Consider the following 16,092-nt stretch of genomic DNA (forward strand, 5'->3'; position numbering starts at 1 on the left):
AGATTCGCGATCATTATTTATATGTGGCAGCCAATCATGACGGCGTGAGCAAGTGGGACATTTTCCAGCCGGGATTTATTTTATTCGATTTAAAGGTAAAAAAATTTCACAAATTTTTAAGTTTGTTGTGCTGCGATAGTTCTTTTATTGCCTCGAAGTCTCAAAGACTGGAAGTATAAAAAAAATTAAAATAATTGATCAGCTACTTCAGAAAATATAAAAATAACATTTTGTTTTTTGTAGTATTAAAAACTAACTTATTAGCACGTGGATAAACACGGATTTTGTCGATCTTCGCGGATATTTTTTTTATAATTTCCGCGTAACTCCGCGCGTATCCGTGTCCTATTTTTTTACTGCTCTGTCAATTTTCAATAGCTTTTCTGAATAAACTGAGTAGTCTTTTAAAATATTTTTTCTCCGTGCCTTCGCGTCTTTGTGTGAGATTTATTCTTTACCCATTACCTCAAACTTTTCCCTTGATTTTCTAACAAATTTCTCTTATGTTATCAATTAAAATAATTTTGCCGGAGCAACTATGGTTTTGAAATACATTTCGATTTTCATCATTGCAATCATCGTTATTTTCGCCTGTGCGCCGCCGCCGCAGTATGAGGAGAAATATTTTCCCCAGGAGAAACGTGAGCCGGAAACCATGCCCCTGATTCGTATTGGTCTGGCGGAAGGCCTGGAGTCGCTGCAATTTGAGATTGACGGGAAAGTGGAAATTTTGGATCGGTCGCGCAAAATCGCTTCCCGCCTGGCTTGGAATCAGCCTTACCGAATTGATGTTGCAAATGCTCGGGAAGCAAAAATGATTTACCGGCTTCGCGTGCGGGAGTTCTCTGACCGCAGGAAAGCGTATCGGCTGGCGGATTCGCTGCGCTCGCTCAATTTGCCGGTGGCAATTGTTTCGCGAAAAGCGAGATTGTTCCGCAAAGGCAGATTAAAAGTCGCCTCGCTCTATTCCGTCGTCATTGACAAAAAATTTCCTGACGCGGACAAGGCATATCGCTATCAATGGACAATTCGCGACAAAGTGACAGCAGTCGCAGTTCAATTTATCAATGCGCCTGCCAGCGGAGAAATTTTTCTCACCAATCTGAAGACTGGTGAGAAATTTCACGCCTCCCGCGTGATGATCCTTCGCGGCGATATTTTTTCGCTGGAACTGCCGACAGCGGAAGGCTTTCATTTCGAGGAAAAGCAAAAGCGGCGCTATCATTCTCGGCTGGAATTTGTCGTCGATCGCTTCGGCAAGCTCACGGTCATCAACGTGATTCCGCTGGAGACCTATCTCAAGGGCGTTGTCGGCTCGGAGATGCAGGAAAAATTTCCGCTGGAAGCACTGAAGGCGCAGGCGGTCGCCGCTCGCTGCTACACGTTGGCGCGTCTCGGCAAACAGCATCCGCTGGCGCCGTTCGATGTGTGCGACGAAGTTCACTGCCATGTGTACGGCGGAATAGATCGGGAATCTCCGCGCGTGACGCAGGCCGTGAACGAAACAGCGGGACAAATTCTCGTGTATAAAAATCAAATTTGCGAGACGTTTTACGCCGGCGTGTGCGGCGGTCATACGGAAAATAACGAATATGTCTGGAACGGGGAGCCTCACCCCTATTTGCAAGGACATTTAGACGCGGAAAATATTCGTCTGCCGCGCGCGTATTTGCAGAACGAAAAAAATGTCCGCCGCTGGATCGAGAGCCAACCGCGCGTATTTTGTAATACGCAAACGAACGAAGTACCGGATTTTCTGGAATACACAAAAAAATATTTCCGCTGGCAAGTTCGCTATTCCCAGCGCGAGTTGAGTCGAATTATTGAAAAAAAATCAGGACAAAAAATCGGTCTGGTGACTCAGATCGTTCCCATACTGCGCGGCGTTTCCGGCAGACTTTACGAAATTGAGATTCGCGGCACCAGAGGCAAAATCACCGTGGACAATGAACTGCAAATTCGGCGCACGTTATCGGAAAATTATCTTTACAGTTCCTGTTTTGTCGTGGATCGCGAAGGCAGCGATTTCATCATCAAAGGTGCCGGCTGGGGGCACGGCGTCGGCATGTGTCAGACCGGCGCGGCAATGATGGCGCTGAAAGGAAAAAATTACAAAGAAGTTTTAAATCATTACTATCCTTACACCAAATTAGTCAAATTCTATTGAGATAAACGTGCGAGTTTTACTTTTTTTCATCGACGGCATCGGAATCGGCAGCAACGACAAAACGTCGAATCCCTGCACTGATAGCCGTATTCGATTTTTTAACCATTTTCTGGATGATGCTTTTCCTAAGAAAATTCCCGAAAACGGTCTGATGAAAGCGATAGATGCCCGCCTCGGTGTAGCGGGGCTACCGCAAAGCGCTACGGGACAGACAGCGCTGTACACGGGAGTCAACGCTTCGGAAATTTTGGGGCGGCATTTGAGCGGTTTTCCGAATGGAAAATTGAGGGAAATTCTGGCAAAGGAATCAATACTTGCCAAATTTTCGCGAAACGGAAAATCCGCTGCCTTTATCAATGCCTACCGTCCGCTATTCTTTGAAATGGGGCCGCAGGCGCTGATCCGTTTTCTGTCCGTCACCAGCGTCATGAACTGGAAAGCGGGTTTGTCTTTCTTCACGCTGGACGATTTGCGGCAAAAACGGTCTATTTATCACGATTTCACCAACCGGGAGCTCATCCGAAAAGGATTTTCTGTGCCGGAATTTTCGCCGCAGGGAGCCGGAGAAATTCTCGCACGACAGAGCCAAAAATTTGACTTTTGTCTTTACGAATATTTCAAAACAGACCATGCAGGCCATGCTGGCAATTTCGCTCATGCAGTAGAGCTACTGCTTTTATTGGAAAAATTCCTGATGGTGCTTTTAAATTTCCTCGACCTGTCGGAAACCTTGCTCATTTTAACCAGCGACCATGGAAATATCGAAGATTTGTCAAAAAAAACGCACACCACAAATCCGGTTCCGCTCATGTGCTGGGGAAAAAATTCAGAAAAATTTTTTGAAAAAATAAATTCGATCCTTGATGTCACTCCGGCCTTACTTGAATTATTTGAACTATGACTTTTTGCGGAACTGAAATTGAATGAATTAGTTAATTTTGGCACTTGGCTTTTGGCATTAGTGCTTTTTCCTAATTAATAGAATGAAAAGCTGAAACTTGAAAACCGGAACTCTGAACCATGAACTTTGAACAAAAAATGTCCGAACGAAAATCAATTTTCATAAAAGGCGCGCGGGAGCATAATCTCAAAAATATTGACTTGGAGATTCCGCGGGATAAATTTGTGGTGATTACCGGGCTTTCCGGGTCAGGAAAATCATCCTTGGCATTTGATACGATTTATGCAGAAGGACAGCGTCGCTACGTGGAATCGCTCTCTGCTTACGCACGGCAATTTTTAGGTTTGATGGAAAAGCCGGACGTGGATTACATTGAAGGACTTTCTCCGGCAATTTCCATTGAACAGCGTTCTGCGAGCAAAAATCCGCGTTCCACAGTGGGAACAGTGACTGAAGTTTACGATTACCTCCGTTTGCTTTTCGCCCGCATCGGCAAGCCGCACTGTTACAATTGCGGAAAACCGATTCAGCGGCAGACAGTGCAGCAGATTGTGGATCAAGTGATGAAATTGCCTGTCGAGACGAGAATTAATATTCTCGCTCCGGTCGTGCGCGGAAGAAAAGGCGAGTACCGGGAAATTTTCGAAGAAGCGCGCAAAGACGGATTTGTGCGCGTGCGCGTGGACGGACAGATGCGGGAACTGGAAGAAGAAATTCAACTGGAAAAATACAAAAAACATGACATCGAAATTGTCATTGACCGGCTCATCATCCAGCCGGACATCAGAGGTCGGCTCACGGAATCAGTCGAAACTGCGCTGCAACTGGCGTCAGGAATTGTCTTGATTCATATTCTGGACGGCGAAGATCTATTTTTCAGCGAACACTTCGCCTGCATCGATTGCGGCATTTCGTACGAGGAATTGGCGCCGCGCATGTTTTCTTTCAACAGCCCTTACGGCGCCTGTCCCACCTGCAACGGTCTGGGTTCGACCATGGAAATTGATCCTGCTCTGATCGTTCCGGACAAAAATCTTTCTCTCAATCAGGGAGCGATAAAACCTTGGGGTGAAGCACGCGAAGGCTGGTATTTCACGCAATTGGGTGCAGTCGCCAAAAAATACGGTTTCAGTATGGACGCTCCTTTTCACAAACTCGATCCGAAATTTCAGAAAATCATTTTTTACGGCTCGGGTTCTGACGAAGTGCGCATGGTTTACCACAGAAATGGCGGCAAAGCGCACGCAGAGTTCACCACCCAATTTGAAGGTGTCATAAAAAATCTGGAGCGGCGCTATCATCAAACCACGTCTCAGTACATTCGTACCTGGATCGAGGGATTCATGAATGTAAAAACTTGTCCCACATGCAACGGCGCCAGACTGAGAAAAGAATCACTTGCTGTTTTCATTGCTAAATACAACATCGCCAATGTGACCAATTTTTCTATCAAGCAGGCGATGGAATTTTTCTCCAATTTGAAATTGACCGAACGCGAGGGAAAAATTGCTCATCAAATCCTAAAAGAAATCAGAGCGCGACTCAATTTTTTAATTAACGTGGGATTGGATTACCTCACGCTCAGTCGTTCTGCTGGAAGTCTTTCCGGCGGAGAGGCGCAGCGAATTCGTCTCGCCACTCAAATCGGCTCGCAACTGATGGGGGTGCTTTACATTTTAGACGAGCCATCTATTGGATTGCACCAGCGGGACAACAAAAAATTGATCAAAACGTTGCTCCATCTTCGCGATTTGGGAAACACGGTGATTGTTGTAGAGCATGATCAGGAAACGATTGAAAACGCCGATTTTGTTGTTGATTTGGGACCACTGGCAGGCGAAAAAGGCGGCTACATTGTCGCTACCGGAACACCGCAGCAAATCGAGCACAACCAGAAATCGATTACCGGGCAATATTTGTCAGGCAAGAAATCGATACCTGTCCCGCAGACGCGCAGACCCGGGAACGGCGCATTTTTGCAATTGTTTGGCGCTTCGGGAAATAATTTGAAATCAATTGACGTGAAAATTCCGCTGGGAAAATTCATCTGCATCACCGGCGTTTCCGGATCAGGAAAAAGCACCCTCATCAATGAGACTCTGTTCCCGATTTTGCAGCGCGAATTATATCACAGCAAAAAAAAACCTCTGCCTTACAAAAAAATCGCTGACACCGAGCACATCGATAAAGTGATCGACATTGACCAGTCACCCATCGGACGCACACCTCGATCGAATCCGGCGACTTACACTGGAGTTTTTACACACATTCGGGATTTATTTACACAGTTGCCAGAATCGAAAATCAGAGGCTACAAACCCGGACGCTTCAGTTTCAATGTAAAAGGCGGCAGATGCGAAGCCTGCCAGGGCGACGGCATTATCAAAATTGAGATGCACTTTTTGCCGGATATTTACGTCACTTGCGAAGTGTGCAAGGGAAAAAGATACAATCGAGAAACGCTGGAAATCAAATACAAGGGCAAATCCATTTCTGACGTGTTAGAAATGTCTGTCTCTCAGGCGCTGGAATTCTTCAAGAAAATCCCCAGAATTCAGCGCAAACTAAAGACACTCGAAGACGTGGGACTGGGCTACATCAAGCTGGGACAGCAGGCTACCACGCTCTCCGGCGGCGAGGCGCAACGTGTCAAATTGGCAACTGAACTGTCTCGCATTAGTACAGGTCGCACCCTCTACATCCTTGACGAGCCAACTACCGGACTGCACTTTGAAGATATAAAAATGTTGCTTAACGTATTGAATAGACTGGTAGATAAAGGAAATTCCGTCATCGTAATTGAACATAATCTTGATGTTATCAAATCTGCAGACCACATTATCGACCTTGGCCCCGAGGGAGGCGATGAAGGTGGTACAATTGTTGCAGAAGGTACTCCTGAAGAAATTGCTGAAATCACAAATTCTTACACCGGGCAATTTTTGAAAGGAGTGTTCAATGTACAGATGGCAAAAGTTAGGTGAGATTCCAATTTAGCTCGTTATCAATTTGCGGAAAATTATCACCGGGGAATTTTTTTATCAACAAATTGGGTCAAATTCACTCAATGCTTCCAACCTTGGAACATTACGGTTGTGATTAATCTGCATCCCTTTATCCGGCAAGCAAAAAAATAGAAAGAAGCATGAAGTGAAGAAAACAAAGCATGAGATGCAAGTAACTGTGCCGGCAGTAACAGAATCGCTTCCGTCATTGCGGAGATTCATTACTGAAGCGGGCGAGCAATTTCGTTTTACAAATCACGAAATTAATGCCTTCCGCATCTCTATCGACGAAGCCTGCACGAATATCATCAAGTACGGCTACCGCAGTAAAGAGCCAGGCACGATCGTCATGAAAGTGAAAGTGAAACAGGATCGGCTCATTGTGGAAATTATTGATCAGGGGCAAAATTTTGACCCTAACAAAGTTGGCAGGCCCAATATTCAGGAGTATATCGAGAAAAGTCAGCGCGGAGGATTGGGGATATTCATCATGCGCAAGTTTCTGGACAGCATCGAGTACGAAGCAACGAAAATTGGCAACGTGATGCGGCTGGTAAAATTCCGCAAAAATAGCGGATTCCTCAAACCTTTTACAGCAATTTTTCAGGCGTGCAAAAGGAAATTCTCCTCTCCGCACCCAACTTTGTCTGTGATATTTTAAGTTGCAAACGGCATCGCAAAGACTTCAGCGATGCCGTTTTTTCTGCTTGTTAATTTTCACTTTAGAAAAAATTCTCTCCTCGAAAATAATTTCAACTGAAAATTAAAATTAGTATTCTGATAAACTTTACATTTTTTTCAAACGAGCTAATGCCAGATTGCATGAAGCGGAATTGCGAAAAGCCTTCACCAATCAGAGCAGTTGCACTTGAAGCTTGAACCCACGTTTATTACAAATAAAACAAAATTCCAATTTTTGCTTGACTTTGCGAAAGAATTTAATTACTTTTAACTATAAGCAATGGTTTACGACCTCCCATTTTGAAACTTCCTTCTCACATGATATGGTGATAACTATTGTTCGCATAAAAATTCGTTGTTTCGGCAACTCAAACAATTGAACCCAATTAATGGCAAAGGTTGTCCGTCATTAGCCTTCCAGAAAATTTCTCTCATTTGCAAAAAGGAATTTGGCTTTTCAGCCATGCCGCTGAAATAACCTTTGTATTCAATCGTCAAATTTTTTCTCAAACACACTATCTGGCTCTAAATTTTTTAAGTGAAAAAGACAATGTCAGATCAAAAAAATATAAACTACTCCCTGAGCATTCTGTCCTTAGTTCTATTGGTGAATCTCACACATTTTTCACCTGCTGTATTTTGTAAAAATCAAAAAAATGTTCCGCTCTCTCGTCTCCCCCATTTCGCCGAAGTATCGTCCCAAGCCGGCGTTGATACTGATCTTAAAAGCATGTATTCCTCCTGGGTTGACTTTAATGAAGACGGCTGGCTTGATCTTTTTGTCTGTAATGGGTACAATCAGAGAAATATACTTTATAAAAATCTGGGAAATGGCACCTTTCGCGATGTCACCGATTCACTGGGATTGGTGGATTATTATTGGAATAATTTTTCCCACTGGATCGATTTTGATGGGGATGGGGATCTGGATTTGTTTTTAGACACCAAAAATGAGAAATGTCAAATTTTCCTCAATATGAATTTTAAACGATTTATAAATATTACAGATTCTTTCGAGCTTGTCTTAAAAGGAAAATTAGTCTGGGCAGATTTTAACAATGACAATTTTCTTGATTTTTATGAGATTCGCTGTGATGCTAATCCTGAACAAAAAAATAGTCCTGCTAATCGCTTATTCAAAAAATTAAAGAATGGAAAATTTGTTGAAATAGCCGCAATTGCTAATGTCGCCGAAGAATATGATTCAGAAAGTGCGCAATGGATTAACATAAATAACGACAGCCAGCCTGATTTATTTGTAATTAATATCAATAAACAACCCGATTTTCTTTATCTTAATAACGGCAATGAAACTTTCACAAATATTTTTGACAGTAGCGGGATCATGGATAGCGAGGGACGTGCCAATTGGGCTGATTTTAACAATGACGGCTGGATTGACGTCCTTATTTCAGAAAAAAACAAGATTGCGATTTACAAGAATCTTGGGGATAATACTTTTCTCAATATCACTTCAACTGCCGGTCTGAAATCTTGTCCTGGTAGTTATGGCTATTGTGATTGGATTGACTTCAACAATGACGGTTTCCTCGACCTTCACTGGCAAATCAATATATCCGGAAATGATACAACAATGACTATGATTTATATGAACAATGGCAATGAAACCTTTACCAGCCTATCAGAGGAACTTGGTTTCGCAAAAGTGGCAATCAGAAATTACAACAGCGCCTGGGGCGATTACGACAACGATGGTGATCTTGATCTTTATTTGACAAATAAAGAACGCAATATTTTATATCGAAATGAAGGAAACGAAAACAACTGGCTTGAAATTGATTTAGTTAGCACACGTAGCAATAGCGATGCTTTTGGCGCCCGGGTTAAAGTTGTCTCTGGCGCTATCAGCCAGTACAAGGATGTGGGAATGGGCTGCGAATATCGACCATGGACTAGGCAAAATATTCATTTTGGTTTAGGAAAAAATACTTTAGTAGATAGTGTTATCGTTTATTGGCCTTTTGGGACGATTCAAGATACCAGTAACATCCCGGTTAACCAAAAAATTAGACTACAAGAGCCCTATGGCCTACTGTTTTCTGATGTTTCAAAAAAAGCTGGTATCAATAAATTCTCAATAAAATCTTATGGAGTTACTTTTACAGATTTTGACTTTGATGGACTGGCTGACATCTTTGTTTGCAACCACCCACCATCTTCGCTCCCGGCATCTGCCAATAATTCTTTTTACAAAAATATGGGTTTTGGAAAATTCAAGGAATTTACCAAAACAATGGGTTTGGAATACAATTGGGCAGGTTCTGCGGCAGGTTTCGGAGATTTTAATAATGACGGATTTGGAGATTTATATATTGCCAACCCAATAAATACGCCAAATTTACTGCTCCAAAATACGGGATCAGGAAATTTCTTGAACATTACAAAATTAGCAGGCGTGGCAGGTCTTGGGATCAGCTCTAACGATCTGGCTTTAGCGGATTTCGACAATAATGGCTATCTCGATATTTATGTTGGCAATAATGGGCCCAATGTCTTATATCTGAACAAAGGAAATTTCAAATTTATCGATGTTACAGACAAGGCTGGCGTCGGCGACACATTAATCAGCCTGTGCACTGCCGGCGATTACGACAATGACGGCGATCTGGATATTTACGTGGCGAATAATCGCGGCGGAATGGATGAATACCCGATAAAAGACAAATGGCCCAATCGGCTCTATCGTAATAACGGAAAAGGGATATTCACAGACGTCGCGCAAGCAGCCGGAGTGCAGGATTTTGGCAATTCAAAAGGCTGTTGTTTTGGCGACTATGACAATGACGGCGATCTCGATCTTTATGTTGGCAATGATGCCGGAGAGAATTCTCTGTTTCAAAATAATGGAGACGGTACATTTTCGAATGTAACGGAAAAAGCAGGAGTCGCCGAGCCGCTGGGCACGCACGCCGTAGTTTTCGCGGATTTTGATAATGACGGCTATTTGGATATCTATGCCGCCGGCGGCAGCTACATTCCGGAAAAACACAAATATTCCGTCAACAAAGATCATCCGGACGCACTCTACCGCAATAATGGCGACGGGACATTTACCGATATTTCTGCCAGCGCCGGAATCGCAGGCAACCTGGCGCTTACGGTCAGCCTGGCAACAGCAGATTTTGACAATGACGGAGACCTGGATGTTTTTCTGTCGAATTCCCTGCACCGCAATCCCCAATTAATCAAAAATGTGCTGCTCAAAAATAATACCAGCGACAAACATTGGGTGCATTTTAAGCTAACAGGCAGAAAAAGCAATACTTTCGCCATCGGGACGCGCGTGAAACTCATTTCCGGCGATTTGATCCAGATGCGCGAGGTGAGCGGCGGCCACGGATTTGGCTCGCAAAATAGCCTGCCGGTGGAATTTGGTCTTGGCGACCGCAATTCTGTGGATCTGGCAATCATCCGTTGGTCCAGCGGAATTGTGCAAAAACTGAAAAATATCGCCATCGATCAAATGAACTATGTCGAGGAGCCTGTTCAATTAGGCCCTCTACAACTCAGCGCTGTGGCTTTTTATCGCGTGAAAATCGGATTTTTTTCTATTGTCGGATTAGGTTTATTGATCGTCTTTATCGTTTTTTTATTTGTTCCTGCCATGAAAAATTTTAGTGAGCTACGACGGCAGAAACATCTCGAAACCGCGCGAAAAGTCACGCTGACATTGTCCAAATCTGATGTTGGGAATCTCGCTCTTGCCGGGGATGTCGCAGCGGAAAACTCCTTTGCTGTCCCTTCTCTTTTTATCAAAATTAACATGATAAAATTTCGCGGCGAGCACTTGCTGACCCATTTGGTTGAAAGTGTGAATTGTGAATCGGAAATCAAAAACATTTTCGCAGATAGGATTGAAGAAAAAACGCCTTATCCGATAAAAGAGATAAAAATTCAACGGCTGCTGCAAAGAATCGAAAAATTGTGGCTGAACTATGCAAATTACATCGGAACAGGTGATCTCACCGGCAGTAAACCGATCGATCAGCTAAAAGAAATCGGCGCGTTAATTTATCAATATTTTGGTTTAACCGGGTTGCTGAACAAGCTTTTTTCTGTCAAACAGAGCGAAAATTTACATTTGAATATCATTTTGGATAATCTACTCATCCCGTGGCACTGGGCTTTTAATTCTTCTCAACAGATGTTTTTGTGCGAAAAATTTCCCTACAGCGTTTCCTTCACGCAGGAGAAAATCAATTTTTCGCCCGGAAGAGAAAACAGTGCGCAGCAGGCAACTGGCAGAGATGTGGCGGTTATCTTTTACGGCGATTGGAAAGGGCATTTTAAAGAGCTACAGCAAGTGAAAAAAGAGGTTCAAGAAATTGAACAATTGCTAAAAAATAATCGATTTCAGGTTTACTCCATTTATCAAAACTGCGATGAGTTTGCCAGAATTGTCAATAATTTGAATAATCAGGGCGAAAATCTTCGTCTGATTCACTATTCAGGACATATTGAAAATAACATGCTTGATTTAGGCAAAGAAGAATTCATCGCCGCTAATTTTCTGAAGCAAACTTACGGAATTGATCTCATTTCAAAGCCAGTGGTGTTTCTCAATGGCTGCCGTTCCGGTGAAATTTCCAATCTGTGGCGTAGGCATGATAGTTTGGCAACGGAATTTCTCGAACTTGGCGCTGCTACCTGTATTGTCACTGATTTTCAGATACCGGAAATCTCAGCGAAAAATTTTGCCGTGAAATTTTATCATTACTTCATTGGAGAGAAACTTACAGCAGCGCAATCATTACAACATGCCCGTCTTGATTCGGGTAAATCTGATTTTTCCGCGGAGATGGATCCGGAATACGATATGATAAGATATTTTTACAATTTGTATGGCAATGGGGCATCACTTTTGAATTGTTAAATTTTCTGGATTAATTTTGGTTTTTGTTTCGTTTACTAAAATAGGAAGTCTATTGTGGGCACAGGCACTAATCAAGACTTTGATCTGATTCATGACTATCAAGAGGGAAATGAAGAGGCGTTCACGCGATTGTTTAAGAAGTATTACCCTCTGATTTTCCTTTTTCTCAAGAATAAAGGAATGCCTGAAACAGAAGCAGAGGACTGCACCGCTGAAATATTTGTCAAATTAATAGATGCGCTCAAAGTTTTTCGTTTTGAGAAGCCTTTTGAAAATTTTTTGCACCGAATTGCGCGCAATAAAATTATCGATTTTTATCGCAAGAAGAAAATAGAAATTTGTTCTTTGACGATAGAACTTGCAACGGAAGCGCAATCCGGTTTTCTGGAAATTTCTGAAATCGAAGAGATCGTCAACATTTGTTTGCAGCAGATAAAAAGCCAGATTCGGAGAGCGATTATTCTGTCATGGCTTGAAGGCTATACGCGAAAACAGATCGCGAAACTTTTGAGTTTGCCTCTCGGAACAGTCCATTCCAATTTGGAACGCGGAAAAGTCAATTTTAAAAAATGCATTAAGGAAAAGCTATGATGAAACATTTGACCAGACAAGCGCTTTTATTGTACGTCAGGAATCTTGGGTTAACAAAAGCAGAGATAGAAACTGTTCAGCATCATCTGCAAATTTGTTCTCGATGCCAACAAGAATTAGCCGACTTGAAATTAAAATTGAAGCAAATAAGACAACAAAATTCTATGCAATGCGATTACTTTCTTCAAAAATTGCCCTCTTTTCTGGATAAAAATTTAAGCGACAAGGAAAATGTTGCAATTGAAAATCATTTGCATGAATGCGATACCTGCAGAGCATTATTTTCTCTCCTTGCTGAAGTACCTGACTGGGAAATGCTGCCCAGCGAAATCCCTGTCGCTGTAAGCGAGCGAATTGAAAAGCAGGTTCTTTTCGCCATGAATAGGGACAAAGCCAAAAATGCCACCCAAAAAATCGGGAGCAAAATGATTGGAAAAATCGATGCATTTATTCAAGAAGTTGTCCTGTCTTTTCGACCAGTGCAACAGGGATTTGCCTTCCGCGGCGATGACGAAAAAGATCTCAAAATTATCGAACACACCGGCGGCAATCTTTTAATTGAAACAGGAATTGAAAATGCCACTTTGGAATTGACGTCGGTCTTTGAAGAATTCACAATAAAGGCAAAAACAGATAAAGAAGGTGTAGCCATTTTCAAAAACCTGGCTAAAGGCGATTACGTCGCTCATATTAACGGCTATTTTTTGGAAGATATCAACGTAAAAAAACAACTGTAATTTCTGTAATTCCTTTCACTCTTAAAATATTTCGCCAACATAATTCTCTCACTTTCTTTCCCTATCCCATAGCATCGCCTTTGATTTGAAAAAATTTCCCAAAAATCCAACAAGCAAGCGCACTTCTCTTTTTTAATTTCACAAAAATCATCTTTTTTATAATTTTTCCGAAAATATGGATTAAATGTTTGTCCAGTCTCGTTTTGTTTATTGAAGACGATGGCGGCATTGATCTATTCTATTAAATTATTATCGGAGGAAAGAAAAATGAGAAGGTTAACTTTGACCATTGCGCTGTTAATTATCACTGCTCATTTCTGCTGGGGACAAATTCCTCAGAATCTAAGTTATCAAGGGATTTTGACTACATCTTCGGGGGAGCAGGTACCTGATGGCAGCTATTCAATTATTTTCCAAATTTACGACATGCAAACCGACGGGGCACCCCTTTGGAGTGAACAATTAGAAGTTAACGTAATCAGCGGATTATTTTCCGTCATTTTGGGGCAGGAAAATCCTCTGAATTTACCTTTTGACAGCCAATACTGGCTGGGAATTACCGTAGGCAACAGTCCGGAAATGTCTCCGCGCATCGCAATGACAGCTTCTGCCTATAGTTTCCAGACCAAAGGAGTTGGGGACAGCACAATCACCAGCAGCAAAGTCGCTCGAAATCAGTTAGTGCGGACGATCAATTCCCTGACCGATAATGTGGTCATTGAAGGCGGGGAAAATGTTTTTGTTACGACAGAAAATAATAAGTTGAAAATTTCCGTTAGTATGCAGGGCGGAAACACGCTTGATATGGCTTATGACGAAGGCGGACCTGGCGCAGGCAGAACAATTACCGCCGACGCCGGAGCAGTCAATATTGCAGGGCAGGACGGATTAGTTGTGCAGGGAAAAGTAGGCATTGGCACGACCAATGAGCCAATCGCAAAGCTCGACGTGGAAGGAGATATGCGTCTGGCAACTGCGCCCGATGCCGGTGACGTGGATAGTACGGCGCTGGTAATGGTTTACGGCGACAGCGGCAAAATTAAAACAAAGACAGTATTCCAATTGTCGCTGAAAGGGCCGCCGGGTGAGAAGGGTGAAAAAGGCGATCAGGGAGAAGTAGGCCCTCAAGGTGAGAAAGGAGAAAAAGGTGATCCGGGCGAAGTTGGTCCAAAAGGGGATAAAGGGGATCAGGGAAACCAGGGGCAAAAAGGAGAACAAGGTGAAATCGGTCCCAAAGGTGAAAAAGGAAATCAAGGAGAGATCGGTCCAAAAGGGGATCAAGGAATCCCAGGACCTCAAGGCGAAAAGGGTGATAAAGGCGACCAGGGGGCTCGCGGGCCGAAAGGCAATAAAGGAGACAAAGGAGATCAAGGAGAGACAGGCCCGGCTCCTGAGCATCGCTGGTCAGGTACAAGATTGCAATTTCAAAAACCGGATGGTACATGGGGCTCAAGAGTAAACTTAAAAGGCGAAACCGGTGATGCTCCGGAACATAGCTGGTCTGGTACTAAACTTCACTTTAAAAATCCCGATGGGACCTGGGGAGATAATGTGGATTTAAAAGGTGAAAAGGGAAACAGAGGAAGAAAAGGTGATCAGGGCGATCAAGGGCCACAAGGTGAGCAAGGAATCCAGGGGGCTAAAGGCGATAAAGGTGACCAAGGCGATCCGGGAATTCAGGGGCCGCAGGGCGAGGGAGACCAGGGAATTCAAGGGCCACAGGGCGACAAAGGTGATCAGGGAGATCAGGGCGATCAAGGGCCACAAGGTGAGCAAGGAATTCAGGGGACTAAAGGCGATAAAGGTGACCAAGGCGATCCGGGAATTCAAGGACCGCAGGGCGAAAAAGGTGACAAGGGAGACCTAGGGCCCGAAGGGCCGCAGGGTGAGCAAGGGATACAAGGCCCGAACGGAGAAAAAGGTGACAAAGGAGATCAAGGGACACAGGGGCCACAAGGTGAACAAGGTACTCCAGGGCCACAAGGGGAGAAAGGGGACAAGGGTGAAAAAGGAGATCAGGGAGATCCGGGACCGATTGGTGGCTCTGATGGTGAAGTGATTTATAATAATGGCGGCGTTGCAGCCGGATCGAATATCTATTTTAATGATCTGGATAACAGAGTGGGCATCGGAACGACGAGTCCTGCTTACAAATTTGATGTCGAAGCCGACAGATTTCGGGTTAAAAGTAATAATTCCTCTGTTACTGGAATATTGGTTTCAAATACGAATAACGGTGCCAGCAGAATTTATTTTGATGCTTCAAACGGAGACTTTCAGGGAGATGATTACATGATGGTCGGGCAACACAATGATTTGTCCGGACACATCTTCTTAAAAACGAATGCTGGTAGATTGGCTTTTGATATGGGAAGTGCTGAAGCAATGACAATTTTACAATCCGGTAGAGTTGGTATTGGCACAACAAGTCCCTCTCAAAAACTACATGTCAATGGAACTGCGCAAATGAATGGCTTCAAAATGGCAACGGGCGCAGCCAATAGTTATGTTTTGACCTCCGATGCTTCCGGTAATGGGACCTGGCAGGCGGCAGCAGGTAATGACAATCTTGGTAATCATACCGCTACTCAGAATATCAGATTAAATGGACATTGGCTATCCAATGATGGTGGGAATGAAGGAATTTATGTAACAAGTGGTGGTCAGGTTGGAATTGGTACTTCCAGTATCGATCCCTGGCCAAATTTGCATATTGGCGGCAACGGATACATTGGAGCAAGAACTATCTGGTTTGATAGCGACCAAGACGGTTCGTTTGAAAATGGAGAATGGTTAGTTGGCAGAAGAAACAATACGGATTTCGGCATCTGGCAGCATAATACCAGAGATAATATTTACATAAAGGGCGACGGTAAAATTGGCATCAACAAAATCAATCCTGCACAGCAATTGGATGTCAACGGCACTGTCCAAATGACCGGTTTCAAAATGCCAAACAGCGCTTCCAATAATTATGTGTTAACTTCTGATGCTTCTGGCAATGGTACTTGGCAGGCGTCAGCATCTGATGGTCACTCACTTGATGCTGCCGATGGCAGTCCAACCGATGTGGTTTATGTAGATAATAATGGGAATGTGGGAGTTGGGACAACCAC

The 16,092-nt window shown here is 43.4% G+C and carries 8 protein-coding genes; all 8 read left to right on the plus strand.

Features of this window, described 5'->3' with window-relative positions; translation table 11 throughout:
- Positions 1 to 538 precede the first annotated feature (538 nt).
- A complete protein-coding gene (locus tag GXO74_13875) occupies positions 539 to 2,167 on the plus strand; it encodes a SpoIID/LytB domain-containing protein (protein ID NOZ62755.1) in 1,629 nt (542 codons plus the stop codon).
- 7 nt (positions 2,168 to 2,174) lie between these two features.
- Positions 2,175 to 3,068 (plus strand): peptidase, encoded by an 894-nt coding sequence (locus tag GXO74_13880; GenBank protein NOZ62756.1) that lies wholly within the window; start codon positions 2,175 to 2,177, stop codon positions 3,066 to 3,068.
- 137 nt (positions 3,069 to 3,205) lie between these two features.
- On the plus strand, positions 3,206 to 6,052 hold the full coding sequence (uvrA, locus tag GXO74_13885; GenBank protein NOZ62757.1) for an excinuclease ABC subunit UvrA: 2,847 nt from the start codon (positions 3,206 to 3,208) through the stop codon (positions 6,050 to 6,052).
- Positions 6,053 to 6,218: 166 nt separating this feature from the next.
- The gene (locus GXO74_13890; GenBank protein NOZ62758.1) at positions 6,219 to 6,734 is read left to right on the plus strand and encodes an ATP-binding protein; all 516 of its coding nucleotides are present in this window, start codon (positions 6,219 to 6,221) and stop codon (positions 6,732 to 6,734) included.
- Between the two features lie 750 nt (positions 6,735 to 7,484).
- On the plus strand, positions 7,485 to 11,648 hold the full coding sequence (locus GXO74_13895) for a CHAT domain-containing protein (protein ID NOZ62759.1): 4,164 nt from the start codon (positions 7,485 to 7,487) through the stop codon (positions 11,646 to 11,648).
- Positions 11,649 to 11,702: 54 nt separating this feature from the next.
- Entirely contained in the window at positions 11,703 to 12,239 is a 537-nt protein-coding gene (locus GXO74_13900) for a sigma-70 family RNA polymerase sigma factor (GenBank protein NOZ62760.1), read from the plus strand.
- Positions 12,236 to 12,976, plus strand: a complete 741-nt coding sequence (locus GXO74_13905; GenBank protein NOZ62761.1) for a zf-HC2 domain-containing protein — start codon at positions 12,236 to 12,238, stop codon at positions 12,974 to 12,976. The genes GXO74_13900 and GXO74_13905 overlap by 4 nt, the downstream gene beginning before the upstream one ends.
- 267 nt (positions 12,977 to 13,243) lie before the next feature.
- A partial coding sequence (locus GXO74_13910; protein ID NOZ62762.1) for a hypothetical protein occupies positions 13,244 to 16,092 on the plus strand: 2,849 nt, incomplete at its 3' end.

Source organism: Calditrichota bacterium (assembly GCA_013152715.1).
Classification (GTDB): domain Bacteria; phylum Zhuqueibacterota; class Zhuqueibacteria; order Thermofontimicrobiales; family Thermofontimicrobiaceae; genus 4484-87.

Excerpts from the sequence above, each read along its gene's own strand:
- GXO74_13895 (NOZ62759.1), top strand. The coding sequence starts at position 7,485 with ATGTATTCCTCCTGGGTTGACTTTAATGAAGACGGCTGGCTTGATCTT.
- GXO74_13905 (NOZ62761.1), top strand. The coding sequence starts at position 12,236 with ATGATGAAACATTTGACCAGACAAGCGCTTTTATTGTACGTCAGGAAT.
- uvrA (NOZ62757.1), top strand. The coding sequence starts at position 3,206 with ATGTCCGAACGAAAATCAATTTTCATAAAAGGCGCGCGGGAGCATAAT.
- GXO74_13875 (NOZ62755.1), top strand. The coding sequence starts at position 539 with ATGGTTTTGAAATACATTTCGATTTTCATCATTGCAATCATCGTTATT.